Raw genomic sequence first — 24,755 nt, 5'->3', positions numbered from 1 at the left:
CGCTTTATGCGGAACGACCGGCCGCAACGCGGGTCCGCAATGAACGAAGGAGTTTCTGCATGCTGTCCAGCCCCCTGCTGCGCGGGCTCGCCGCCGCCACCCTGCTGACCGGCCTCGCCGCCTGCGGCGGCCCGCCCGACGGCACCCGCGGCAACCCGCCGAGCACCGCCATGCAGCGCGCCTATGACCGGGCGACCGACAGCCCCCGCACCCCGGCAGACGGCACCGCTAGCAACCCCTCGGGCACGGCGGCGGAGCGGGCGCTGGACCGGGCGGCGGGGACCAACACCTCGGGCGCCTACCCGAGCCAGTCCGACGGCCGGTCGGGCAATCCGCCGGGGACCGCGGCGGAGCGGGCCTACGACCGAGCGACCGGGTCGAACACCTCGGGTGCCAATCCGCGTCATCGCTGATGAAGTCCGGGGCCAAGCCCCGGACCCTTTCTGGGGGGATAAGCGTCCCCCCAGACCCTGGCCTCAGTCTCAGACCACCGGGCTGCGTCCGCCGTCCACGTTGATGGCGGTGCCGGCGATGTAGCCGCCGCCCTCGCTGCACAGGAACAGCGCCGTCGCGGCGAATTCCTCCGGCTTGCCGTAACGGCCCATCGGCAGCGAGGCGCCGAGTTTCCCCAGCCATTCCTCATAGCTCTCGTTGCTCTTGCTGGTGGCGTAGCGGCGGCGGTGCTGGTCGCTGTCGATCAGCCCGACCAGCAGGGCATTCACGAGGATGTTGTGCTTCGCGCCCTCATTCGCCTGCACCTTGGTCAGCGCCATGCCGGCAGCGCGGGTCACCGCGGTGGGCGCGCCCTCGCCCGGCGGCGCCTTGGCGCCGATGTTGAGCACATTGATGATCCGCCCCCAGCGCCGCGCCTGCATGCCCGGCCAGGCCAGCCGCCCAAGCCGGATGGCGGCGAAGAGCTTGAGGTCGAGATCGTTCTGCCAGAGCGCGTCGGAGACCTCGAGGAAGGGCCCGCGCTGGCTGGTGCCGGCGTTGTTGATCAGGATATCGACTTGGCCGAGCGCCTTCTCCGCCGTGGCGAAGGCCGAGGCGCAACCCTCGGCGGTGCCGATGTCGGCGCTGATGGCGGCGACCTTCACGCCCGACCCGGCGGCGCGGACCTCCGCTTCGGCCGCCGCCAGCGATTCGGCGCCGCGGGCGACGATGGCGACATTCCCGCCGGCGGCGGCGAAGGTCTTGGCCATGGCAAGGCCAAGGCCCTTGGAGCCGCCGGTGATCAGCGCGCCGCGGCCGTTGAGTGTGATCTGCATGGATGCATCCCCCCGTGGAGTCTTCGGGGCGCATCCTGCCGGGTCGCGGCGAATTGCGGAAGGAGGGGGAATGGGGCGACCTACGGGGCTCGAACCCGTGACATTCGGCACCACAAGCCGACGCTCTGCCAACTGAGCTAAGGCCGCCACATTGCCGCCGGCGGTGCCTCCCCCGCAGCGCGGGGCCGGACCACCGGACCGCCGCGGGATGACCCGCGACGGGGGCAGGAGATAGGGCTAGCCGGCCTGTGCCGTCAACTGCCGGCCGCCACGGGAGTCGACCCAGCGCCGCATCCGCGCCAGCGCCTCGTCCAGCACCGCATCCCCTTTGCAGAAGGCGAAGCGGGCGTAATGGCTGGGCGCGTCCTCGGACGCATAGAAAGCGGTGACCGGGATGGCGGTGACTTTGGCCTCCTCGGTCAGCGTCCGGCAGAAGGCGACATCGTCGCCGTTGAAGCCCCAGGGGGCGACGACCGGCCGGAAATCGGTGGTAATGAAATAGCTGCCCTGGGTCGGCAGCACGCCGAAGCCGAGCTCGGCCAGGCCCTTGGCCAGCCGGTCCCGCTTCGCTTCCAGGCTGGCCGAGAGGCTGGCGAAATAATCATCCGGCTTGGCCAGCCCCACCGCCACGCCGCGCTGCAGGTTTGGCGCGGTGGTGAAGGTGAGGTTCTGATGCGCCTTGGCGACATTGCCGAACAGGGAGCGGTCGCAGGTGATGTAGCCGACCTTCCAGCCGGTCAGGCTGAAGGTCTTGCCGGCGCTGCCGATGCGCATGCAGCGTTCCCGCATCCCCGGCAGGGTCATCAGCGGAATGTGCTTCCAGCCATCGAAGGTCAGGTGCTCATACACCTCGTCGCAGACGGCGTAGCAGCCGTGCTTGGCGATGAGGTCGGCGATGAAGGCCAGCTCGGCCGCGGTGAACACCTTGCCGGTCGGGTTCATCGGCGTGTTGAACAGGATGGCCTTGGTCTTCGGACCGAAGGCGGCGGCCAGCTCGGCGCGCGGCAGCTCCCATTTCGGCGGGCTGAGGCGGACCAGCTTCGGGACGGCGCCGAGCAGCTTCACCACCGGCAGATAGGTATCGTACAGCGGCTCGATCAGCACGCATTCGTCGCCGGGGTTGAGCACCGCCATCAGGCAGGCGGTGATCGCCTCGGTGGCGCCGGAGGTGACCACCACCTCGGCATTCGGATCGATCTCCAGGCCGTAGAACCGGGCGTTGTGGGCGGCGACCGCCTGGCGCAGTTCCGGCACGCCGGTCAGCGGCGGGTATTGGTTCCGGCCATCCTTCAGCGCCGCAGCGGCGGCGTCGATGACATCCTCCGGCCCCTCGTAGTCGGGGAAGCCCTGGCCGAGGTTGATCGCGCCGTGCTCCAGCGCCAGCGCGCTCATCACCGTGAAGATGGTGGTGCCGGTCGCCGACAGCAGCGAATTCTGGTCCCTGAGTGGGGGCTGCATGCGCCCTGCCCTTCCCGATGCCGTCGCGGCCGCCGGGCGCACCGCGCGGCCGTTTCGAGACCGGCGCGCCGCGCCGTCCGGGCCGCAGGTTGCTTCGCGGCATAATGGGATTTGACGTCGCGGGCCGCAACCCGGGCGCCAGACATGATTTGCCCATGGTTTAGGCGACATGCTACTGATATTGGCAAGACCATCCCACTATTCCGCATGAATCAAGCTTACGGGCCGATTGAACCGGTGGCACGGGGCGTGCAAAAAGCCCGCAGGCCGGCGCCGCAGATCGTGTGCGCCGGCCTGGAAGCGGCAATCCAGGAATGCACGCGTCCAGCTGGAACTTACTGCTGGCTGGACCAACCACGCCGGAACGCAAAGCGGAGCCGATGAAAAAGATCGAGGCCATCATCAAGCCCTTCAAGCTCGACGAGGTGAAGGACGCCCTGCACGAGATAGGCCTGCAGGGCCTTACCGTGGTCGAGGCCAAGGGCTTCGGGCGCCAGAAGGGCCATACGGAACTCTACCGGGGCGCCGAGTACGTCGTCGATTTCCTGCCCAAGGTGAAGATCGAGGTGGTCTGCTCGGACGATCTGGTCGAGCGCGCGGTGGAGGCGATCAGCCAGGCGGCGCGCACCGGCCGAATCGGCGACGGCAAGATCTTCATCTCCGACATCCAGGAGGTGATCCGCATCCGCACCGGCGAACGGGGCGAGGACGCGGTCTGATCAGGCCGCGGCCTGACCACGTCTAGGGTACGGGACGCTCGCCGCAGGCGGGCCTGAGGTTTCGCCGCGGCCGGGACAAGCCCACGGCCCGCGGCGCATGGTCCCTGCGGCGTTGCCCCCTTGGCGGGCGGCGCGGCACCGGGCTTGCGGCGGGGGCCGGATGGCCTGCGCCGTATTGGGGGCGAAGCGGACTCCCGCGAGGGAGTCCAAGACCAGACTTAGGGATGCAGGACAACCGACATGGCAGATAAGGCAGCCGCCGTCTCCAAGGCGATGGAGATGATCAAGGAGCACAGCGTCGAATACGTCGACTTCCGCTTCACCGACCCGCGCGGCAAGTGGCAGCACACGGCGCAGCACGTCTCGACGGTCGAGGCGGAGACCTTCGACGAAGGCATCATGTTCGATGGCTCCTCGATCGCCGGCTGGAAGGCGATCAACGAATCCGACATGATCCTGATGCCGGATGCGTCGACCGCCTGCATGGATCCGTTCTCGGCGAAGCCGCAGATGATCGTCTTCTGCGACATCATCGAGCCCTCGACCGGCCAGCTCTACAGCCGCGACCCGCGCTCCACCGCGAAGCGCGCCGAGGCCTATCTGAAGAGCACCGGCATCGGCGACACCGCCTTCTTCGGGCCGGAAGCCGAGTTCTTCGTGTTCGACAGCGTCAAGTTCGGCACCGGCGGTAATTTCGGCCACTACAGCCTCGAGAGCATCGAGGGCCCGGGCGCCAACATGAAGGACTACCCGGAAGGCAACATGGGTCACCGCCCTGTCGTCAAGGGTGGCTACTTCCCGGTCCCGCCGGTGGACAGCGAGCAGGATCTGCGCGCCGAAATGCTCTCGACCATGATCGAGATGGGCGTGGTCGGCGAGAAGCACCACCATGAGGTGGCGCAGTCGCAGCACGAGCTGGGCACCAAATTCGGCCCGCTGGTGATGCAGGCCGACCACATGCAGCTCTACAAGTACTGCGTGCACAACGTGGCGCACAGCTACGGCAAGACAGCGACCTTCATGCCGAAGCCGATCTACGGCGACAACGGCAGCGGCATGCACGTGCACCAGTCGATCTGGAAGGATGGCAAGCCGGTCTTCGCCGGTAATGGCTATGCCGACCTGTCCGAGACGGCGCTCTACTACATCGGCGGCATCATCAAGCACGCCAAGGCGCTGAACGCCTTCACCAACCCGCTGACCAACAGCTACAAGCGGCTGATCCCGGGCTTCGAGGCGCCGGTGCTGCTGGCCTATTCGGCCCGCAATCGCTCCGCCTCCTGCCGCATCCCCTACGCGACCAGCCCGAAGGCGAAGCGCGTCGAGGTGCGCTTCCCGGATCCGGGCGCGAACCCCTACCTCGCCTTCGCGGCGATGCTCATGGCCGGCCTCGACGGCATCAAGAACCGCATCCATCCGGGCGACCCGATGGACAAGGATCTGTATGACCTGCCGCCGGAGGAGCTGAACGGCATCCCGACGGTCTGCGGCTCGCTCCGCGAGGCCATCGGCGCGCTCGAGGCCGACCATGAGTTCCTGCTGGCCGGCGATGTCTTCTCGAAGGATCAGATCGAGAGCTACATCGAACTGAAGTGGGGCGAGGTGTACAGGTTCGAGCACACCCCGCACCCGGTCGAGTTCGAGATGTACTACTCGGTCTGAGCACGGGTATCGGCGCGGCGCCCTGCGCCGCGCCAGCACAGCGGCGGGCCGCGTCCCTCGGGGCGCGGCCCGCTCGCGTTCAGGCGAAGAAGCGGTTCGTCGGCCGCGGCAGGCCGAGATTCTCGCGCAAGGTCCGCCCTTCATACTCGCGGCGGAAGATCCCCCGCCGTTGCAGTTCCGGCACCACCTTCTCGACGAAATCCTCGAGGCCGCCGGGCAGGTAGGGGAACATCACGTTGAAGCCGTCGGAGCCGCCCTCCTCCAGCCACTCCTGCATGGTGTCGGCGATGGTGGCCGGGGTGCCGACCATCGCCAGCCCGCCATAGCCGCCGAGCCGCTGGGCAAGCTGGCGCACCGTCAGCGCCTCCCTCTGCGCCAGGGCGATCACCCGTTCCCGCCCGCTCTTGCTGGCGTTGGTATCGGGAATCTCCGGCAAGGGGCCGTCCGGGTCGAAGCGCGAGGCGTCGGTGCCGAGGGCGATGGAGAGCGAGGCGATGGCGCTTTCGTCATGCACCAGGCTGTCGAGCAAGGCGCGCTTGCGCTTCGCCTCCTCCAGCGTGTCGCCGACCACGACGAAGGCGCCGGGCAGGATCTTCATATGGTCGCGGTCGCGGCCGAGCTTCTCCATCCGCCCCTTCACATCGGCATAGAACTCCTGCGCGCTGGCCAGCGTGCCCTGCGCGCCGAAGATCACCTCCGCCGTCTCCGCCGCGAGCTGCCGCCCGGCATCGGAGGCGCCGGCCTGCACGATCACCGGCCAGCCCTGCACCGGGCGGGCGATGTTGAGCGGCCCGCGCACCGAGAGGTGCTCGCCCTTGTGGCCGAGCACATGCATCTTCGCCGGGTCGAAGAAGACCCCGCTCTCGGCGTCGCGGATGAAGGCGTCATCGGCGAAGCTGTCCCAGAGGCCGGTGACCACGTCGTAGAATTCGCGGGCGCGATGGTAGCGCTCGCCATGCTCCATATGCTCCTCCAGCCCGAAATTCAGCGCCGCATCGGGGTTGGAAGTGGTGACGATGTTCCAGCCGGCGCGGCCGCCGCTGAGATGGTCCAGCGAGGCGAAGCGCCGGGCGATATGGTAGGGCGCATCGAAGGTGGTGGAGGCGGTGGCGATCAGCCCCAGCCGCTCGGTGCTGACCGCCAGCGCCGAGAGCAGGGTGAAGGGCTCGAAGGACGTGACGGTGTGGCTGCGCTTCAGCGCCTCCACCGGCATGTTCAGCACCGCCAGGTGGTCGGCCATGAAGAAGGCGTCGAACTTCCCCCGCTCCAGGGTCTGGGCCAGGCTGCGCAGCCGGGGGAAATTGAAATTGGCGTCGCGCCAGGCGCCCGGGTAGCGCCAGGCCCCGGTGTGGATGCTGACCGGCCGCATGAAGGCACCGAGCCGCAATTGACGCTTTGCCATCGGGAAATCTCCGCTTTCGCGGAAAGATGTCCCCGGTGGTGGCGCATATCAAGCCGGCGTGCCGGGCGGATCCGGCATGTCGGAATTACGCGCCTCGCCGGCGTTCAGTACATGATGTCGCCGCCGTTCGGCGAGAGCGTCGCCCCGACATAGTAATCGCCGCCCGGACCGGCCAGCATCAGCGCGGTGGCGGCGATCTCCTCCACCTTGCCGAGCCGGCCGATGGGCAGCGTCTCGACCATCATCTTCCGCCATTCCACGCGGTCACGGTTGAGGTCGGTGTCGATCGGACCGGGGGCGATGGCGTTCACCAGCACGCCCTTCGGCGCCGCCTCCCAGGCCAGGCCGCGGGTGAAGCCGATGATGCCGGCCTTGGCCGAACAGTAGGGCGTCGCATTCGGCCCGCCCTTCAGCGCCATCTGCGAGGCGATGTTGATGATCCGACCATGGCCACGCGCGACCATTCCCGCATAGACCGCCTGCGCCATGAAGAACATGCCCTTCAGGTGCACGTCGACGACGCGGTCGTAGATCTCCTCGGTGATGCTTTCGAAGGGGCCGCGCAGGTTGATCCCGGCATTGTTCACCAAGATGTCGCAGGGGCCGAGCGCGGCCTCCGCCGCGGCGGCGAAAGCCCGGGTCGCGGCGGGCGAGGCGACATCCGCCTCTGCGGCGAAGGCGCGGCGGCCGCGCGCCGCAACCGCTTGCACCAGGGAGGCGGCCTGGTCGGCATCGCCGAGATGGCAGATCGCCACGTCGGCGCCAGCCTCGGCGAAGCACAGCGCGGTAGCACGGCCTATGCCGCAGCTGCCGCCAGTGACATAGGCGATCTTCCCCTGCAACGCACCTTCGCCCATGCCCAACAGCCTCCGCAAATTCGTGGCATGATGCGCGCGAATATCGCACCATGTCACGCAGCCGCCGCCGAGCCAGGCTCAGTCGAAGCGGTAGATCGCCTCCGCATTGCCGCGAAAGATCGCCCGCCGTTCGGCCTCGCTGAGCTGGCAGGGAAAGGCGTGACGCGGGTCGTCGAAGTCCCAATGCGGATAGTCGGTGGCGAAGAGCACACGGTCCCAGCCGATCCGCGCCAGCAGGCGCCGCACATCCTCGGGGTCCTCCGGCTCCTCCATTGGCTGGGTCGAGACCCAGAGGTTCTGCCGCATATAGGTCGATGGCGGGCGCTTCAGCTGCGGCACCTCGCCGCGCATCTTCTCCCAATGCCGGTCCAGCCGCCAGGCCAGCGGCGGCAGCCAGGCAAAGCCGCCCTCGATCATGATGATCTTGAGGCTCGGGAAGCGTTCGAAGACGCCTTCCAGCACCATGCTGGTGACCTGGCACTGCATGGAGTGGCTGAGGCCGTGGTGATCCTCGATGTAGAAGGAGGGCCAGCCGGCGGCGGTTGGGGCATAGCCGGCCTCGCCGCCGATATGCAGGCCGATCGGCAGGCCGTGATGCGCCGCCGCCTCGAAGATCGGCCAGTAGCGCGGGCGGCCCAGCGGCTCGGTGCTGCGCGAGGTGAGCTGGATCTGGGCGAAGTCGCGGTTGGCGACGCGCCGGTCGATCTCGGCGACGGCCGCCTTCGCATCCTCGAAGGGGATCTGGATGGAGGCGCGCAGCCGCCGCTCGCGGGACGTGAAGGCTTCCACCTGCCAGTCGTTGATGGCGCTGCACAGCGCCACGCTGAGCTCCAGGTTGCGCACCAGATTGCTCGGCATCAGCGGCTCGAGGATGCCGTACTCGATGTCGTAGAAGTCGAGCAGCTGCTGGCGCATGAAATCGAGATCGGAGCCCGGTGGCCCGCCGTTGGGCGGGAAGGCATCCCGCCGCGCCAAGAAGGGCTGGAAACGCGGGTAGGTGTTGCGCGCCGCATAGGGGCCGCGGCCGAGCTTGCCGTACTCCGCGATGTGCCGCCGCCAGCGCTCCGACAGGTAGGGGTTGAGGTCCGCCTCCGAACGCAGCGAGGGGTGGATGTCGCTGTCGATGATGCGCAGCTTCGCCGCCTGCACGGACGGGCGCGCTTCGAGAATCTCGCTCATGCGATGCTCTCCTGCAGCCGTGGATAGGTCGCCAGCGGGTTGTCCCGCAGGATCCGCCGCAGGGTCTCCCGCGGGATGCCGGGCGGGATGGCGCGGTCACCCTCGAACTGCCAATGCGGGTAGTCGGTGGCGAAGAGCAGCATCTCATCCGCATCGATCTGGCGGATGATGTCGGCAACGGCCACCGGATCATCGGCCGGCACGTCGAAGGGCTGCATCGTCAGCCGCACCCGTTCGCGGATGATCTCGGCCGGCGGGCGCTTCACCCAGGGCACTTCGGAACGCACGCCGCGCCAGGTCTTAACGCTGCGCCAGAGGAAGCCCGGCAGCCAGCTCACGCCCGATTCCAGCAGCACCAGGCGCAGCTTCGGGAAACGCAGGAAGACACCCTCCGAGAGCAGGCTCAGCAACTGGTCCTCGAAGGTCTGCGACTGGCTGACGTAGTCGTGCAGGTAGTGCGAGGGCCAGCCATTCGAGGTCGGCGCATAGCGGTACATCGACCCGGCGTGCAGCCCGACCGGAAGCCCATGCTTCTCCGCCGCCGTCCAGATCGGCCAGTAATAGCTCTTCCCATAGAGCAGCTCGGCCGCCGCGGGCAGCAGGATCTGCACGAAGCGGCGGTCGCCGGCCAGCCGCTCGATCTCCTCCACCGCCAGGTGCGGCGCCTGGGCCGGCACCACGATGGAGGCGCGCAGCCGCGGGTCGGCATCCAGCCATTCCGCGGCGATCCAGTCGTTGATGGCGCTGCAGATCGCCGCCCCCATGGTCTCGCTGACCGCCACCTGCCCGCCATAGAGCGGGTTGCAAATGGCGATGCTGGTGCCGAAGCCGTCCAGCGCCTGGCGGCGCAGCTGCGCCAGATCGGTGCCTGGCTTGCCCGCAGCGGGCCGCCAATCCGCGCGACAGGCGATCGGCGCGCCCGGCGGGTAGCTGGCCATGTCGAAGCCATCCATGCCGCGGCGCACAAAGGAGTCGCGCCAAAACTCGTTCATGTAGGGCAGCAGCGTGGCGATGCCGGGGATACCCGGGTGGATGTCGCAATCGATGGCGCCACGGGTCACCGGACCGGAGGCGGCACGGGACAAGGTCACGGCAGTCATGGCGGCCCCTCACCCACGCCGGATGCCGGCGCGGCGCAGGCCACGCTGCCAATCCGCCGCCACCGCATCCAGCGCCTGCTTCGCCGTCTTCTGCCCCAGCAGGGTCTCGGAGACGCCGCTGCGCAGGGCTACCTCCAGCGTGTCCCAGGCTGGATGCGCCGGCGTCGGGAAGCCGGTCTCGATCGCCGCGGCGGCGACCGGCGGCCAGCCGAGCTTCGCCACCATGTCGGTATCGCGCAGCACGGTACCGCGCGGCGGCGCATTGCCGCGTTCCATGGACCGCAACTGCCACTGCCGGCTGCAGGCCATGCGAATGAACTCGATCGACCAATCCGCATTCCGTGCGTAGCGCGGCACCGCCATGAAATGGCCGTCGATCCAGGTCCGGCTCTGCTCCTTCGCAGTGTGCCCCGGCACCGTGTCCCAGGCCCAGCGGCCGGCGGTGCGGGAGTTCGCCGGGTCGTTGATCAGGGTGCCGTAGGGTGCGAAGGTCTGGGTCATGACGTAGCGGTCGCGCTGGCCGCCGGCGATGATCTCGTCATACTCCCAGGTGGTGACCTCGGGTGGCGTGACCTTATGCTTCACCACCAGGTCAGCGTAGAATTGCAGCGCCTCCACCGCCTTCGGCTCGTTGATGAAGACCTCGCCGGTCTTGAAATCCACCAGCCGCCCACCGGCGGAGTACAGCCAGGAGGCGAGGCTGGTGTAGGTGCCGGAGCCCTGCTTGCCCATGATGCCGACGGCGTAGCGGTCGGGCGGCGTGTTCACCGCCAGCGCCGCCCGCTCGAACTCGGCGAAGGTTGCGGGCGCATGGGCGAAACCGGCCTGCGCCAGCAGCGCCTTCTGGTAGTGCAGGATGCCGGTGGTGACGCGGTAGGGGATGCCGATCAGCTTGCCGTCATAAGTCGCCGCCCGCTTGCTGCCGGCGAGGAAGTCATCCCAGGCGAAGGCGGGGTCGCGCTGCGCGATCTTTGCCACCACTTCCTCATGGTCCACCAGATGCGGCGCCATCCAGCCGGCCATGCCGACCGACCATTGGGCGATGTCGATGCCGCTCGACCCCGCACCGAGTTCAGCCTTCAGCCTCGCCCGCCAGGCATCAACCGGCAGCATGGTGAACTCCACCCGGATGCCGGTCTCACGCTCGAAGGCCGGGGCGACCTCCTCCATCAGCACGCGCTTCCAGCCGCCCTGGTTCTCGCCGATATAGACCAGCTTCTCGGGCTTCGGCTGCGCCCTTGCGGGGGCGGCGAGCAGTCCGCCCGCCGCCAGCGAGGCCTGCAGCACACGGCGTCGGTTCAGCCGGTCCATGGTCGTCCTCCCAGCTTCGCCCGGTTGTCCGGGCTTGGTTCATCCCTTGACCGAGCCGGATGAGAGTCCGGCCACGAGGTGGCGCTGCGCCATGAAGGAGAAGATGATCACCGGCAGGATCACCAGCATGCCGGAGGCCGTCATCGCGCCCCAATCCACGCCGGAATCGCCGCCTGAGAAGCCGGCCATCAGCACCGGCAGGGTCTGGGTGGCGTTGTTGGTCAGCACCGCCGCGAAGAGGAAGTCGTTCCAGGCGAGCTGGAGGCACAGGATGCTGGCGGCAACCATCCCGGGCCGGGCCAGCGGCAGCACCACGCGAAGGAAGCCGCCGTAGCGGGTGGCGCCGTCGATCCAGGCGCTTTCCTCCAGCTCCTTCGGCAGATCCTCGAAGAAGCCGCGCATGATCCAGACCACTAGCGGCAGGCTGAAGGTGGTATAGGCCAGCACCACGCTGAGCCGGGTCGTCGCCAGGCCCAGCTTGGTGAACAGCACATACATCGGCACCAGCACCGCGATCGGCGGCAGCATGCGCATCACCAGCAGGGCGAAGAACAGGAAGGAGCGGCCGCGGAAGGGGAAGCGGGCAAAGGCATAGGCCGCCGGCACCCCGACGCAGAGCGAGAGCAGCACTGCCGACGCCGAGACGATCAGCGTGTTGACGAAGGCCTTCAGGAAATCCGCCCGCGACAGCACATCCGCGTAATGCTCGAAGGTCGGCCACCAGAGAAACAGCGGCACGTCGGCGAAGATCTGCGGCCGCGTCTTCAAGGACAGGCCGAGCACCCAGAGCAGCGGAAACAGGAAAGCGGCGGCCAGCACGGCCAGCGCCAGATAGACCAGCGCGGCCTCGATGCGCCGCACCCGGCGGGAGCCGACGACGCCGGCCATCAGTTGGCGTCCCGGCGGCGGATCACCGCGATGAAGGCGAGGCACAGCAGCATTGACATCAGCAGCATCATCCAGGAGGCCGCGGCACCGAGGCTGAAGTCGAAGCGCACGAAGGAGACCAGGTAGGTGAACATCGACAGCACCATGGTGCTGTTCGCCGGGCCACCGCCGGTCATGGCGTAGATGTTGTCGAAGGCGCGGAACTCGAAGATCGTCCGCAGCAGCAGCGCCACCAGCAGATAGGGCCGGAGCAGCGGCAGGGTGACATGCCGGAACATCTGCAGCCGGCTGGCGCCGTCGATCGCGGCTGCCTCGCGCGGTTCGCTTGGCAGGGAGCGCAGCCCGGCCAGCAGGATCAGCGCGACATAGGGTGTGCTGTGCCAGACATTCACCAGCCAGACCGCCGCCAGCGCCGTGCCCGGCATGCCGAGCCAGACGATGCGCTCGCCGATCCAGTAGTTGAACACGCCGTGGGAAGGGTCGAGGAGCAGCTTCCAGCACAGCGCTCCGACGATCGGCGTGATCATCATCGGCACGATCAGCGCGGTGCGGAAGACGCGCATGTAAGGCAGGTCGACATTCAACAGCAGCGCGATGACCAGCCCAAGTCCGAGCTGCGCCGCCACTGCCGCGGCGGTGAAGCCGAAGGTGATGCCAAGGCTGCCGATGAACACCGGGTCGTCCAGCAGGTCCTGATAATTCGCCAGCCCGACGAACTCGCCGCCCAGCAGTTCCTGGCTCAGCGACCAGCCGGTGAAGCTGAGATAGAGCGAGAACAGCAGCGGTAGGCCGAACACGAGCAGCATGACGGCGAAGGTCGGCAGGACGGCGAAGGGCGTGAACCATCGGTCGAGCGAGATGCGCACGCCCCGCCCCACCGTGCGAGCCGGGGCAGGAAGCGTCAAACCATGCGGGGCAGCCCTGCTGCTCTCGCCCATGTGGCCTTCCTCCGCGTCCCGGTTCCTGCCGGGTTTTCTGCGCAGCCGTCAGACCTCGACGACCACATACTCCTCCTCGACGGCTACCGGGATCGTCTCGGCGATGTAGGGCCCCTTCACCAGCGCATCGCCGGAGGCCACCTCCACCGGATACTGCTTGGTCCTGATGCGGCCCGGCTCACACCAGGACTGGCCAGTGCGCACGTCGAATTCCCAACCATGCCACGGGCAACGAATGATCTCGCCCGGTCGCGACATGCGATACTCGCCGGGCCGGTCAGCGGTGACCAGCCCGGTCAACTCGCCGGCGCAGAGGTCGCCCCCCTGGTGCGGGCAGCGGTTCATCAGGCCGAAGAAGTCGCCGCCGATGTTGAAGACCGCGATCGGCCGGCCCTTCACCATCACCAGCTTCCGGCTGCCCGGCGGCAGATCGGCAACGGCGGCAACGACGTGCTTGCTCATGCGGAGTATCTCATCAGCGTCATGGCACACCAAGCTTAACGAGCGGCGCCGCGGCGCGGCAATCGATTTCGATGCCACGCCGCGACCGGGCGGGTCACTTGTCGAGCCACATGGTGTCCATGCGGACAACGTCGTAGATGCCGAAATACTCGTCCGGCACATGGCCCTTCACGTAATTGAACCAGCCGTCCATGATCTTCTCCCAGGCCACCGGCAGCAGCGGCGGGTTCTCCTCCATGATCGCCTCCGCCTGGCGAATCAGCGCCAGGCGCTTGGCGGAATCCACCTCGCGATCGATCTGCGGCAGCAGCGGCTCCAGCCGGGGATCAGACCAGTTCGAGTAATTCTGCGACCCGCCATCCTTGTACCAGGCGTTGAAGTAGTCGGATGGGTCGAGCAGCGTGGAGACGACGGCGCCGATCGCCAAGTCGTAATTGCCGGACCGCACATCGTCGAACCACACCGATTCGACGACGGTACGCAGCCGGCATTCAATGTTCAGCGTCTGCTGCAGCATCGCCTGGATCGCCTGCGCCCAGAGCTTGAAGGTGGCGACGTCGCGAACGATGAAGTCGAGGCCGCGGACGCCCCTTCCCTGCCCCGCCGCCGCCATCAGTGCCCGCGCCTCCTTCACCGCCGCACCCGGATCGGCCTGGTATCCGAGTCGGCGGGTCAGCTCGGCGCGTGGCGTGGCGAAATCGGAGAAGGGGTAGATGAACCCACCGACCATCATCGGCGCCACATCCTTCACCACCTCCACCAGCACCGCCTTGTCCAGCACCAGATGCATGGCGCGGCGCACCCGCGGATCATCCAGCGGCTTCTTCTTCGCATTGACCCAGGTTGCCTGGATGACGCTCTGGTAGAAGTCCGTGCCGGACATGCCAGGTGTGGCGCGCACCCGGCGGTTGGAGACAGGGTCCATGATGCGGGCGTAGTCGACCCGCCCGGACAGCAGTGCTGAGCCAAGTTCCGGCGAGAAGGGCAGCGCATGGTAGAATTCGATGCCGTCGAGGTAGGGTAGCCCCTTGTTCCAGTATTTGTCATTCCGCTCCATCACCCAGACCTCGTTCTCCACCCGGCGGACGGAGCGGAAGGGGCCGGTGCCGGGGATGTTGACGACGCGGCGCAGGTTGTAGCCGTTCTCCTCAAGCGTCTTCTTGCGGAAGATCACGTTCCATCCGCTGGCGAAGGCACTCATGATGAAATTCGCCGGCCGAGGCTCCTGCAGCTTGAACTCGATCGTGTATTTGTCGCGCGCGTTGATCTCGCTCACGGCCGTGAACAGCGTGCTTCGCGGGATGCTGATGCCGGAGGGCGGCTTGACGATACGATCGTAGGTCGCCTTCACATCCTCGGCGGTCAGCTCCGCACCGTCGTGGAATTGCACGTCGCGGCGGAGGAAGAAGGTGTAGGTCTTGCCGTCCGGGGCGATCTGCCAGCTATGCGCCAGGTCGGGGATGATGGTCTTGCCGCTGTCGCGCGGGTCCCGGCGGATCAGGTTGTCGAACATGCAGCCCTGGGCGCCCAGGCTGTTGATCGTGCCGGATTGATGCACGTCGAAATGCGGCGGCCGGCTGGTGATGGCGTAGCGCAGCACGCCGCCGCGCTTCGGGTTCGGCTCGGGCGCGGCAAGCTGGAAGCGGGATCCGTCGAACTCCAGCGGCACATCGGCTGCCAGGCTCTCGCCCGGAAGCAGCCCATAAGCAGCCAAAGCGGCGGAGGCTTCGAGGAATTGACGGCGACCGAGCGCCGCACGCGGCACATCATTGCGTTTCATTGTTTCCTCCCTGCGGTCGGCATTCTTGTTATTCGATGATGCCGAAGGCGGCGGCTGTCGATCACCGTTGAGCATGACCGACTGCCGATGGTACCGTCCCGGCAACAGGCTACACGCCGGCGTCGGGAGGAGTCACGTCGTGAATCAAACAGTGCTGCGCGATCTCGCGGGCGCCGCCGGGCCCGCACCCGCGCCCGCCGACGCCGTCCTCGAAATCGAAGATCTCCGGACCGAATTCCGTACCGCAGCCGGCACCATCCGAGCGGTCGATGGCGTGTCCTACACGGTGCGCCGCGGCGAGACGCTCTGCGTGGTCGGCGAAAGCGGTTGTGGCAAGAGCGTCACAGCCCTGTCGGTGCTGCGGCTCATCACCAGCCCGCCAGGGCGCATCGCCGGCGGCCGGATTTGCTTCGAGGGCCGCGACCTCCTGGCGCTGAGCGAGCCGGAGATGGAACGCATCCGCGGGAACGAGATCTCGATGATCTTTCAGGAGCCGATGACCTCGCTCAACCCGCTCTATACCATCGGTCGCCAGGTCAGCGAGGCGATCGCGCTGCATCAAGGTCTGTCGCGGCGGGACGCGATGGCGAAGGCGGTGGCCATGCTGCGTCGCGTCTCCATCCCCGATGCCGAGAGCCGTGCCGCCAGCTACCCGCACCAGCTCTCGGGCGGGATGCGGCAGCGGGTGATGATCGCGATGGCGCTATCCTGCAATCCGAAGGTGCTGATCGCCGACGAGCCGACCACAGCGCTCGACGTCACCATCCAGGCCCAGATCCTGGCGCTGATCCGCGAACAGCAGAAGACGCTCGGCACCGCCGTGGTGCTGATCACCCATGATATGGGCGTGGTGGCGGAGACCGCTGATCGCGTCGTGGTGATGTACGCCGGCCGCAAGGTCGAGGAGGCGAATGTCGCCGATCTGTTCGAGCACCCGGCCCACCCCTACACCCGCGGTCTGCTCGGCTCGATCCCGGACATCGAGGGCGCGGCGCGCGGCGGCGCCCGCCGCCCGAGGCTGACCGAGATCAAGGGCATGGTCCCTTCTCTCACGCGGTTGCCGCCGGGCTGCAGTTTCGCCCCGCGCTGCGGCTTCGCGACCACGGCATGCCACGCGGCGCCGCCGCCGCTCGCTGAGCATCGACCCGGCCATTGGGCGGCGTGCTGGCATGCGGAACGCGTCCTTGCCGGGGCGGTCGCAGCATGACGCCGCTCGTCGAGGTGCGCGACCTCCAGAAGCACTTCCCCGTGCAGCGCGGGCTGTTCGGCGGCACGACCGGCCAGGTCCATGCGGTGGACGGCATCTCCTTCCAGATCGCGGCCGGCGAGACGCTCGGGCTGGTCGGCGAGAGCGGCTGCGGCAAATCCACCGCCGGCCGCACCCTGCTGCGCCTGCTGCAGCCGAGCCGCGGCGAGATCCGCTTCCGCGGCGACGACATCACCAATCTCGACAGCACGGCGATGCTGCCCTACCGCCGCAGCATGCAGATGATCCAGCAGGATCCCTACGCCTCACTCAACCCGCGCATGACCGCCGGCGAGATCGTCGAGGAACCGCTGGTGATCCACCGCATGGGAGAGCGGGCGGAGCGGCGGGACCGGGTGGCACAGCTGTTCGAGCGGGTGGGGCTGCGGCCGGAACAGCGGCATGCCTATCCGCATGAATTCTCCGGCGGCCAGCGGCAGCGCATCGGCATCGCCCGCGCGCTGGCGCTCAGCCCGGCACTGATCGTCTGCGACGAGCCGGTCTCGGCGCTCGACGTCTCGATCCAGGCGCAGATCATCAACCTGCTGACCGATCTGCAGGAGGAGTACGGCCTCTCCTACCTGTTCGTCGCGCATGACCTTGCGGTGGTCGAGCACATCAGCCATCGCGTCGCGGTGATGTACCTCGGCCGCATCGTCGAGCTGACCGACCGGACCAGCCTGTTCGAGACGCCGCTGCACCCCTATACCGAGGCGCTGCTCTCCGCCGTGCCGATCGCCAAGGTGACGGCGCGGCGCCGCCAGCGGGTGATCCTGAGCGGCGACGTGCCGAGCCCGATCAACCGGCCAAGCGGCTGCCACTTCCATACCCGCTGCCCCTATGCGCATGGCCGGTGCCGCACCGAGGAACCGGCGCTGCGCATGGTCCGGGACGGCCATCTCGTCGCCTGTCACCTGCACGACGGCTGCGCCAGCCTGCCGCTGGCGCAGCCGCATTGAGACTGGTCAGACGGAGCCGCGCAGCCGCGGATCCAGCATGTCGCGGATGCCGTCTCCGAGCAGGTTGAACGCCAGCACCGTCACGGTGATGGCAAGGCCGGGGAACAGCACCAGCCACCAGGGCGGTACCAATCCGGCGTTCAGGCTATCGGCCAGCATGTTGCCCCAGGTCGGCGTCGGCGGCGGGATGCCGACGCCGAGGAAGCCGAGCGAAGCCTCGATGATGATGGCGACGCCGAGATGCGCCGTTGCCAGGATCAGAAAGGGCGCGACGCATTGCGGCAGGATGTGGCGGAACATCAGCCGACGGCTGGAGGCGCCGAGGCCGCGCGCCGCCTCGACGAAGGGCATTTCCTTCACCGACAGCACCACGGAACGAATCACCCGGCCGCCGAAGGGAATGCGGGTGATGGCGATGGCGACGATCACCGTGCCAGTGCCAGCGCCGAGCGCCATGGCGATCGCCATCGCCAGGATCAGGTCCGGGAAGGACTGCATGAACTCCATGGCGCGCTGGCTCAGATTGTCGAACCGCCCGCCGAAGAAGCCGCAGGCCATGCCCCACAACGCACCGAAGGTCGTGCCCAGCAGCACCGCCGCGGCGGCGACGGTGAGTGAGGTCTGGCTGCCATGGATCACCCGGCTGAGCACGTCGCGGCCGACCTGATCCGTGCCGAACAGCCCGGCCTCGCCCGGCGGCTTGCCCATCTGCCGGAAGTTCGCCATCAGCGGGTCGTGCGGCGCGACCAGCGGGGCAAAGACCGCAACCAGGACGATCGCCGCAGCAACCACGCCCCAGAAGGCCGATAACGGCGAGCGCCGCGCGAACAGCGCCAAGGTGTCGCCGATCCGCCGCAGCAGCGTCGGCTCGGGCGGAACAATGGCGGCGGGTTCGGCGGTGGTCTGCGACAGGCTCATCGAAAGCGGATCCTCGGGTCGAGCCAGGCGATAAGAATATCGATCATGATGTTCAGCGCGACGAAGACGATGGCATAGAGGAACACCAGATTTTGCATGACGAAGACGTCGCGCTCGCTGACCGCGGCGAACATCGCCGAGCCGAGCCCCGGCGTGCCGAAGGCCCGCTCCACCGGGATGGAGCCGGCGAGGACGAAGCCGAGCAGCACACCCGACAGGGTGATGACCGGCAGCAGCGCATTCGGCAGCGCATGCAGGCTGATGACGGCGCGGCCGCCGAGCCCCTTGGCTCGGGCCGTGCGCACGTAATCCTCCCGGATCACCTCCAGCAGGCTCGAGCGCGCCATGCGGGCGATATAGGCCGCCTGCCCCAGGCCGAGCACGATCGCCGGCCCGATGATCATCTGCAAGGTCGTCCAGGGATCCTCCAGCAGTGATGCACCGGTCAGCGGCGCGCGGTAGCCGAAGGCAAAGAGCAAACCGAGCACGATCAGCATGCCGAGCCAGAAGCCGGGGACGGCCAGGAACAGGATGCTGAGGAAGCGGACGATGTTGTCGCCGATGCTGTTGGGCCGCAGCGCGCTGACGATCGCCACCGGGATGCCGACGACCCAGGACAGCAGCACCGAGAGGAACGCAATCTGCGCGGTCAGCGGGCCGCGGCGGAGGATCATCTCGGCCACGCTTTCCGAGCGAAAGAAGGAGTGGCCAAGTTCGCCGCGCAGGATATCGCCGACCCAGCGCAGGTACTGCACCGGCAGCGGGTCGCTGAGGCCGAGCTCCGCCATGTAGTGGGCGCGCTGCTCCTCGCTCAGCCGGGTGAAGCCGTCAGGGCCGAAGATCGCGACCAGTGGATCGCCAGGCAGGATGCGCATGATGACGAAGACGACGATGGAGACGCCGAGCACCGTCAACGCGCCAAAGCCGAGGCGGCGCAGGATATAGGGCAGCATCAACCAGCAGCCGGCACGGTCGTGCCGGAACCATCATGCGCCATTCGGCGTCATCCTCCCCTGGCCGGGCATTGCCGGCCGAGGAAAGACGCTAATGTCAGCCGCCCCAGGCGGTCAATGTGAAGTTTCGTGGCCCGGGCGGGCTATCGCATGCCCGCCTGGGCCACACCGGCCGGCGCCGCCGTCCGCCCGCCATCGACGACATACTGTGCCCCGGTGATGTTGCTGGCGAGGTCGGAGCAGAGGAACAGGACGAGGTTCGCCACTTCCTCCGCCGTGCCGTAGCGGCGCAGCGGAATGCCGGAGGCATAGGTCTCCTCGACGCTCTCGGGATTGTTCGGCGACACCTGCCGGGCGATGTCCTGCACCATGCGGGTGGAAATCGGCCCGGGGCAGATCGCATTGACGCGAATGCCGAGCTTGCCAACCTCCCCCGCCGCCACCTTGGTCAAGCCGATGACCGCATGCTTGGAGGCGACATAGGCCGGCATCCCCGCGGTGCCGACCAGCCCGGCGATCGAGGCGGTGTTCACCACCGCCCCGCGCCCCTGGCCGATCATCACCGGCAACACGTGGCGCAGGCCGAGGAACACGCCCTTGACGTTCACCCCCATCACCGCGTCGAACACCGCTTCGTCATACTCCGCAGTCGGCGCCACGCGGCCCTCGATGCCGGCGTTGTTGTGGAAGCAGTCGATCGCGCCGAAGCTGTCGACCGCCGCCTTCACATAGGCCGCGACATCCGCCGCGCGGGTGACGTCCGCGGCGCGGAAGATCGCCGCCTTGCCGATCTCGGCGGCCAGCGCCTCCCCCGCCGCCGCATCGCGGTCGACGATGACCACCTTCGCGCCGCGCTCCACGAAGCCGAGCGACACGGCGCGCCCGATGCCGTTGGCGCCGCCGGTCACGACCGCGACCTTGCCGGTGAAATCCATGCTGTCTTCCTCCCGTTCCACTCTGTCCTGGACACCGCATGCTGGCGGCAATGCCGCGCGGACTCAATGCCGGATGCGGCTGGCGCTGCCGCCGGCCGGGTGACACACTTCCGCAACGCAGGACGGAAATTGCCCATGGACATCATGCCCGGCTTCACCCTCACTGACATCGAGACCAGCGGGGCGCGCATCCGGCTGCGGCATGGCGGCAGCGGGCCGCCGCTGCTGCTGCTGCACGGCAATCCGCTGACCCATGTCTCCTGGCATGCGGTGGCGCCGCGTCTGGCCGAGCACTTCCATGTCGTCGCCGCCGACCTGCGCGGCTATGGCGACAGCTCGGCACCGCCCGAGGCGCCGGACCATTCGAACTACTCCTTCCGCGCCATGGCACAGGACCAGGTCGAGGTGATGCGGGCGCTGGGCCATGAGCGCTTCCACGTCGCCGGCCACGACCGCGGCGGGCGCACCACCCACCGCATGTGCCTCGACCATCCGCAGGCGGTGATCCGGGCGGCGGTGCTCGACATCGTGCCGACGCTCGACATGTGGGCGGCGATGGACAAGGAGGGGGCGATCAATGGCTGGCACTGGCCCTTCATGGCGCAGCCCGCCGATTTCCCGGAACGCATGCTGGGCAGCGTGCCGGCCGACTGGTTCATGCGCAAGAAGCTGCTGAAGCTGACCGCCGACCTGAACCACATCCCACCGGCGATCTGGGACGAGTACGTCCGCTGCTTCAACGAGAAGACCATCCGCGGCTCCTGTGGCGACTACCGCGCGGCGGCGACCATCGACTGCGCGCTGGACACTGCCGATCTCGGCCGCAGGCTGGCGATGCCGCTGCTGGTGCTCTGGGGAAAGGACAGCAGCGTCGGCAAGCGCTTCGCCGATCCGCTCGGCCTCTGGCAGCAGCGCGCCGCCGATGTGCGTGGCGAGGCGCTGCCGGGCGGGCACTACATCAACGAGGAAGCGCCGGAACAGGTGCTCGACTGGTTCCTACGCTTCTTCGGGGCCGAGGCTCAGACCCAGTAGGGCGGAAAGCCTGAGTTCTTCTGCTCCGCCTCCAGCAGCCGCAGCATGGCGTGCCATTCCAGCACGCCATAGGGGCGGCGGGTGCCCGGCTGGTAGAGATGCGCGGTCTTCTCCAGGATCTCCGCCGAAGGCATGACCAGCTCGGTGCGCGCGGCCATTGCATCGACCTGGGCGCGGCAGGCCATCTCGAGCTGGTACAGCGTGTTGAAGGCCTGCTGAACCGTGGCGCCACAGGTCAGCAGCCCGTGATTCCGCATGATCATCGCGTCATGCGGGCCAAGGTCGGCGACGATCCGCTCGCGCTCGGCCAGATCCACCGCCGGGCCCTCGTAGTCATGGTAGCCGAGGTGGCCAACGAAGCGCATCGTCGTCTGGGTCAATGGCAGCAGCCCGCATTTCATCGAGGCAACGGCCATGCCGGCGCGGGTATGGGTGTGGATCACCGCCGCCACATCCGGCCGCGCCTTGTGGATGGCGCCATGGATCACGTAGCCGGATTTGTTGATGCCGTATTCGGTGTCCGGCTTCCAGATGATGTTCCCCTCGACATCGATCCTGGCGAGGCTGGTCGCGGTGATCTCCTTGTAGAGCAGCCCGTAGAGGTTGATCAGCAGGTGCTCGGTGCCGGGGATCCGCAGGGTGATGTGGTTGTAGATCATGTCGGTCATGCCATAGGCATCGACCAGCCGGTAGCAGGCGGCGAGATCGAGCCGCGCCTGCCATTCCTCGGGGCTGACCTGGTCGCGGATGGTCGGCCAGTTCGTCGTGTAGCGGGACGCCATGTTCCCCATGGTGGCTATGCCTTCTTCTGGTATCGGGCCGGGCGCGTCCGGCAGCCCATGCTGGCAGGCGGCGGCCGCGCTGCCCGCGCCCGGCTATTGCGGCACCAGTTTGACGCGTTCGGCCACGCCGCGCCACTGCGCCACCTCGTCTCGGATCAGCTTGCTAAACTCCGCCGGTAGCATGCCGCCCGTGGTCGCCCCCTGCGCGAGGAAGAACTGCTGCATCCGCTCGGTCGCCAGCGCCTCGCTCACCACCAGTTGCAGCCGGTTGATGTTCGCCTCCGGCGTGCCCTTCGGCGCGGCCAGCCCGGTCCAGTTGACCATCTGGAAACCCGGCACCCCGGCCTCGGCGAAGGTCGGCACCTGCCTCGGCGAAGGTCGGCACCTCCGGCAGGGCGGCGACCCGCTGGCGGCCGCAGACCGCAAGCGCGCGGATCGTGCCGGCGCGCAGATTGGCCATCGCCGAGGGGGTCGAGCCCATCACCAGGTCAACCGTGCCGGAGAGCAGCCCGAGGGTCGCCTCGCCCGCGCCCTTGAAGGGGATATGGTAGAGCTCGATGCCGGCGTCATGCTGGAAATCCTCGCCCGCGAAATGCAGGGAGCTGCCGACGCCGCCGGTGCCATAGGTGATGCGGGCGGGGTTGGCGCGGGCCTCGGCCATCAGCGCCGCCAGGTCGGGCCAGCGCGCATTGGCCTTCACCGCCAGCACCACCGGGGCAAAATTGCACACGGTGACCGGCAGCAGGTCCTGGGCATGGTCCCAGGGCAGCCGGGCAAAGACGTAGGGCAGCATGCAGTAGCTGCTGTCCATCGCCAGCAGCGTGTGGCCGTCCGGCTGGGCGCGCGCCACCTCCCCGGTGCCGATGGTGCCGCTGCCACCGGGACGGTTCTCGACGATCACCGGTTGGCCGAGCGTCGGCGCGATCGCCTCCGCCACCTTGCGCGCGACGATGTCGGTCGCGCCGCCCGGCGGATAGGCAACGACGATGCGCACCGCGCGCGACGGATAACCCTGGCCTCGGGCCGGCCTCACCGCCGGCATAGCCAGGAACGGGATCATCATGGAGGCCCGGCGGGTCAGTCGCATGCTGCGTTTCCTCATGGTGCCGGCGGTGCATCCTGCCGGTCGTAGTCCGCCTTATGCCGCCCAGTGCGGCAATGGCATTGCCTTGCCGCAGCTTGCATCCCATCCGCGCTGTTGCAAGGCCGACCCGATCTGCTACCCGACTAGGGCGCCGGGGCGAAGACCCGCAGCGCCGCCGGGCGCAGCCGGAACACCGCCGGCGTCCAGGCCGTGAGCTCGCCATCGGTGTTGATCGGCCGGGGCCGGCGCGTGTGCAGCTCCAGCGCCGTGGTGCGGAAGGCGCGCACGTCGCGCCAGCGGCCCTGGGTACCGCGGCGCAGCCAGGGCAGCAGCGCCACCAGCCGCCACCAATGCGTCACCTCCAGGCTGTACACATCCAGCACGCCATCATCCGGTCGCGCATCCTCGGCAATCGTCATCCCGCCGCCGTAATGCCGCCCGTTGCCGACCGAGACCTGGATCGTCTTCACCCGCTCAACCACCCCGTCATGCGTCAGGACCGCGGTGAAGGGCCGAGCGCGGCGCAGCAGGCTGAAGGCGGCGATGGCATAGCCGAGAGTACCGAAGCGCCGCTTCGCCTCCGCCTTCAGCTCTGTGGCGAGTTCGGCGCTGAAACCTATGCTCGCCACGTTGAAGAAGGCATGGCCGTTCACCTCGCCGAGATCGAGCGGGCGCGGCGCCGCCTCGGCGATCACCCGCGCCGCCGCAGCAATGTCGAAGGGAATGCCAAGGCTTCGGGCCAGGTCGTTGGCAGTGCCGAGCGGCAGGATGCCGAACGGCAGCCCAAGCTCCAGCAGGCCGGGGATGGCGGCGTTCAGCGTGCCATCGCCGCCGCCGAGCACCACCCGGTCGACCGGATGCGCCCGGGCACCGGCGATGATGGCCTCAGCGCAACTCATGCGCTCCGGCGGCTCGAAGGACAGGACGGTGAGGCCGGCCGCCTCCAGCGCGGCTTGCGCTTCCTCCGCGGCCCCGGCGCCGCTGCGGGCGCGGCGGTTGACGATGAGCAGGGCGCTGGCGATGGTCGGTCTCCTGCCGCTGTTGCGCGGCTGCAACCGCCGAAACCGACGCGGGTTGCCAAAAGGGATTGTGACCGGGCGATGCTGAACATGCGATCCCGGATGGTCGAGCAAGGGGCGGTCCTGGCGGCGCTGGCGATCTGCGCCGCCGGGCTGCTCGGCTTTGCCCTGCTGCTCGGCCTGGCCAGCGGCGAGCCGCACCATTTCGACACCACCGTGCTGCTGGCGCTGCGGCAGCCGAATGGCGAGCCGATCGGGCCCCATTGGCTGGCGCTGGCGATGCGCGACATTACTGCGCTCGGCGGTATGGCGGTGCTGACCCTGGCGGGGCTGGTCGCGTTCGGCGCGCTGGCGTTGCGGCGACGCTGGCGGGCGGTGTGGCTGCTGCTGCTGTCGCTGCCCGGGGCGATGCTGTTGAACACCCTGCTGAAACAGGGCTTCGACCGGCCCCGTCCTGATCTGGTCAGCCGGCTGGCGGAGGTGGCCACCTCCAGCTTCCCCTCCGGCCATGCCATGCTGTCGGCGGTGGGTTACCTCACTCTTGGGGCGCTGCTGGCGGCGGCGGCGGAGCGGCGGCGGGACCGCGGCTACATCCTCGGCGTGGCGGTGGCGCTGACCCTGCTCGTGGGGTCCAGCCGGGTGTTCCTCGGGGTGCATTGGCCGAGCGACGTGCTGGCCGGCTGGTGTCTCGGCGCCGCCTGGGCGATGGGCTGCTGGCTGCTGCTGCGGGCCTGGCCGCGGCGCGACCGGAAGCCGCCGCCCCCGGAGGCGTGAATTGGCCGAGCCTGAACTGCGCTATGCTC

The 24,755-nt window shown here is 68.3% G+C and carries 24 protein-coding genes, 1 tRNA gene and 1 pseudogene; 7 read left to right on the top strand and 19 right to left on the bottom strand.

The window, feature by feature from the left end:
• The first annotated feature begins 59 nt into the window (after positions 1–59).
• The gene (locus H7965_RS12800) at positions 60–413 is read left to right on the top strand and encodes a hypothetical protein (protein WP_186770971.1); all 354 of its coding nucleotides are present in this window, start codon (positions 60–62) and stop codon (positions 411–413) included.
• A 69-nt stretch (positions 414–482) separates the two neighbouring features.
• Here H7965_RS12800 and H7965_RS12795 read toward each other — a convergent pair whose 3' ends face one another.
• From H7965_RS12795 to H7965_RS12785, 3 genes are all read right to left on the bottom strand, one after another.
• Positions 483–1,268, bottom strand: a complete 786-nt coding sequence (locus H7965_RS12795) for an SDR family oxidoreductase (RefSeq protein ID WP_186770970.1) — start codon at positions 1,266–1,268, stop codon at positions 483–485.
• 71 nt (positions 1,269–1,339) lie between these two features.
• A tRNA-His gene (locus H7965_RS12790) sits at positions 1,340–1,415 on the bottom strand.
• A 90-nt stretch (positions 1,416–1,505) separates the two neighbouring features.
• Positions 1,506–2,726, bottom strand: coding sequence for an aminotransferase (locus tag H7965_RS12785; RefSeq protein ID WP_186770969.1), 1,221 nt, complete (start codon positions 2,724–2,726; stop codon positions 1,506–1,508).
• 380 nt (positions 2,727–3,106) lie between these two features.
• On the opposite strand from H7965_RS12785, the gene H7965_RS12780 reads away from it, so the two are divergent.
• Positions 3,107–3,445: a P-II family nitrogen regulator gene (locus H7965_RS12780; RefSeq protein ID WP_186771042.1), complete on the top strand. Its 339-nt coding sequence runs from the start codon at positions 3,107–3,109 to the stop codon at positions 3,443–3,445.
• A gap of 240 nt (positions 3,446–3,685) precedes the next feature.
• A complete protein-coding gene (glnA, locus tag H7965_RS12775; protein WP_186770968.1) occupies positions 3,686–5,107 on the top strand; it encodes a type I glutamate--ammonia ligase in 1,422 nt (473 codons plus the stop codon).
• A 79-nt stretch (positions 5,108–5,186) separates the two neighbouring features.
• On the opposite strand, the gene H7965_RS12770 is transcribed toward glnA, so the two are convergent.
• The 9 genes from H7965_RS12770 to H7965_RS12730 form a co-directional block, all read right to left on the bottom strand.
• On the bottom strand, positions 5,187–6,509 hold the full coding sequence (locus H7965_RS12770; RefSeq protein WP_186770967.1) for an LLM class flavin-dependent oxidoreductase: 1,323 nt from the start codon (positions 6,507–6,509) through the stop codon (positions 5,187–5,189).
• A 104-nt stretch (positions 6,510–6,613) separates the two neighbouring features.
• A complete protein-coding gene (locus tag H7965_RS12765) occupies positions 6,614–7,366 on the bottom strand; it encodes an SDR family NAD(P)-dependent oxidoreductase (RefSeq protein WP_186770966.1) in 753 nt (250 codons plus the stop codon).
• A gap of 78 nt (positions 7,367–7,444) precedes the next feature.
• Positions 7,445–8,545, bottom strand: a complete 1,101-nt coding sequence (locus H7965_RS12760; protein WP_186770965.1) for an amidohydrolase family protein — start codon at positions 8,543–8,545, stop codon at positions 7,445–7,447.
• On the bottom strand, positions 8,542–9,645 hold the full coding sequence (locus H7965_RS12755) for an amidohydrolase family protein (protein WP_186770964.1): 1,104 nt from the start codon (positions 9,643–9,645) through the stop codon (positions 8,542–8,544). Before H7965_RS12755 ends, H7965_RS12760 begins: the two co-directional genes overlap by 4 nt.
• A gap of 9 nt (positions 9,646–9,654) precedes the next feature.
• On the bottom strand, positions 9,655–10,956 hold the full coding sequence (locus H7965_RS12750) for an extracellular solute-binding protein (RefSeq protein ID WP_186770963.1): 1,302 nt from the start codon (positions 10,954–10,956) through the stop codon (positions 9,655–9,657).
• Positions 10,957–10,995: 39 nt separating this feature from the next.
• Positions 10,996–11,844, bottom strand: a complete 849-nt coding sequence (locus H7965_RS12745) for a carbohydrate ABC transporter permease (RefSeq protein ID WP_186770962.1) — start codon at positions 11,842–11,844, stop codon at positions 10,996–10,998.
• Positions 11,844–12,782: a carbohydrate ABC transporter permease gene (locus H7965_RS12740; protein ID WP_186770961.1), complete on the bottom strand. Its 939-nt coding sequence runs from the start codon at positions 12,780–12,782 to the stop codon at positions 11,844–11,846. Before H7965_RS12740 ends, H7965_RS12745 begins: the two co-directional genes overlap by 1 nt.
• Positions 12,783–12,830: 48 nt before the next feature.
• The gene (locus tag H7965_RS12735) at positions 12,831–13,244 is read right to left on the bottom strand and encodes a Rieske (2Fe-2S) protein (protein WP_186770960.1); all 414 of its coding nucleotides are present in this window, start codon (positions 13,242–13,244) and stop codon (positions 12,831–12,833) included.
• A gap of 94 nt (positions 13,245–13,338) precedes the next feature.
• On the bottom strand, positions 13,339–15,024 hold the full coding sequence (locus tag H7965_RS12730) for an ABC transporter substrate-binding protein (RefSeq protein WP_186770959.1): 1,686 nt from the start codon (positions 15,022–15,024) through the stop codon (positions 13,339–13,341).
• A 154-nt stretch (positions 15,025–15,178) separates the two neighbouring features.
• Here H7965_RS12730 and H7965_RS12725 point away from each other — a divergent pair, with 154 nt between their 5' ends.
• Complete coding sequence (locus H7965_RS12725; RefSeq protein WP_261394177.1) at positions 15,179–16,231, top strand: ABC transporter ATP-binding protein; 1,053 nt, start codon at positions 15,179–15,181, stop codon at positions 16,229–16,231.
• Complete coding sequence (locus H7965_RS12720; RefSeq protein ID WP_186770957.1) at positions 16,228–17,229, top strand: ABC transporter ATP-binding protein; 1,002 nt, start codon at positions 16,228–16,230, stop codon at positions 17,227–17,229. Before H7965_RS12725 ends, H7965_RS12720 begins: the two co-directional genes overlap by 4 nt.
• Positions 17,230–17,235: 6 nt before the next feature.
• Here H7965_RS12720 and H7965_RS12715 read toward each other — a convergent pair whose 3' ends face one another.
• The 3 genes from H7965_RS12715 to H7965_RS12705 all read right to left on the bottom strand — a co-directional run bounded on the left by H7965_RS12715 (position 17,236) and on the right by H7965_RS12705 (position 20,035).
• A complete protein-coding gene (locus H7965_RS12715) occupies positions 17,236–18,147 on the bottom strand; it encodes an ABC transporter permease (protein WP_186770956.1) in 912 nt (303 codons plus the stop codon).
• Positions 18,144–19,100 carry an ABC transporter permease gene (locus H7965_RS12710; RefSeq protein ID WP_186770955.1) on the bottom strand — a complete coding sequence of 319 codons (957 nt, stop codon included), beginning with the start codon at positions 19,098–19,100 and terminating at the stop codon, positions 18,144–18,146. Before H7965_RS12710 ends, H7965_RS12715 begins: the two co-directional genes overlap by 4 nt.
• Positions 19,101–19,243: 143 nt before the next feature.
• Positions 19,244–20,035 (bottom strand): SDR family NAD(P)-dependent oxidoreductase, encoded by a 792-nt coding sequence (locus H7965_RS12705; protein WP_186770954.1) that lies wholly within the window; start codon positions 20,033–20,035, stop codon positions 19,244–19,246.
• A 135-nt stretch (positions 20,036–20,170) separates the two neighbouring features.
• Here H7965_RS12705 and H7965_RS12700 point away from each other — a divergent pair, with 135 nt between their 5' ends.
• Positions 20,171–21,067, top strand: coding sequence for an alpha/beta fold hydrolase (locus H7965_RS12700; RefSeq protein ID WP_186770953.1), 897 nt, complete (start codon positions 20,171–20,173; stop codon positions 21,065–21,067).
• On the opposite strand, the gene H7965_RS12695 is transcribed toward H7965_RS12700, so the two are convergent.
• The 4 genes and pseudogenes from H7965_RS12695 to H7965_RS12685 all read right to left on the bottom strand — a co-directional run bounded on the left by H7965_RS12695 (position 21,055) and on the right by H7965_RS12685 (position 23,988).
• Positions 21,055–21,858 (bottom strand): class II aldolase/adducin family protein, encoded by an 804-nt coding sequence (locus H7965_RS12695; RefSeq protein WP_229682606.1) that lies wholly within the window; start codon positions 21,856–21,858, stop codon positions 21,055–21,057. The genes H7965_RS12700 and H7965_RS12695 overlap by 13 nt on opposite strands.
• An 84-nt stretch (positions 21,859–21,942) precedes the next feature.
• Entirely contained in the window at positions 21,943–22,173 is a 231-nt protein-coding gene (locus H7965_RS31945) for a hypothetical protein (RefSeq protein ID WP_390624565.1), read from the bottom strand.
• Positions 22,174–22,249: 76 nt separating this feature from the next.
• Positions 22,250–22,891, bottom strand: a pseudogene (locus tag H7965_RS12690) (Bug family tripartite tricarboxylate transporter substrate binding protein); the annotation flags it as partial.
• A gap of 185 nt (positions 22,892–23,076) precedes the next feature.
• Positions 23,077–23,988 carry a lipid kinase gene (locus H7965_RS12685; RefSeq protein ID WP_222440602.1) on the bottom strand — a complete coding sequence of 304 codons (912 nt, stop codon included), beginning with the start codon at positions 23,986–23,988 and terminating at the stop codon, positions 23,077–23,079.
• 45 nt (positions 23,989–24,033) lie between these two features.
• Between H7965_RS12685 and H7965_RS12680 the strand changes: the two genes are divergently transcribed.
• Positions 24,034–24,726, top strand: coding sequence for a phosphatase PAP2 family protein (locus tag H7965_RS12680; RefSeq protein ID WP_222440587.1), 693 nt, complete (start codon positions 24,034–24,036; stop codon positions 24,724–24,726).
• Positions 24,727–24,755 lie beyond the last annotated feature (29 nt).

Source organism: Siccirubricoccus deserti (genome assembly GCF_014283215.1).
In the GTDB taxonomy this organism is placed as follows: domain Bacteria; phylum Pseudomonadota; class Alphaproteobacteria; order Acetobacterales; family Acetobacteraceae; genus Siccirubricoccus; species Siccirubricoccus deserti.
This window is presented reverse-complemented; position numbering and strand designations above follow the sequence as displayed.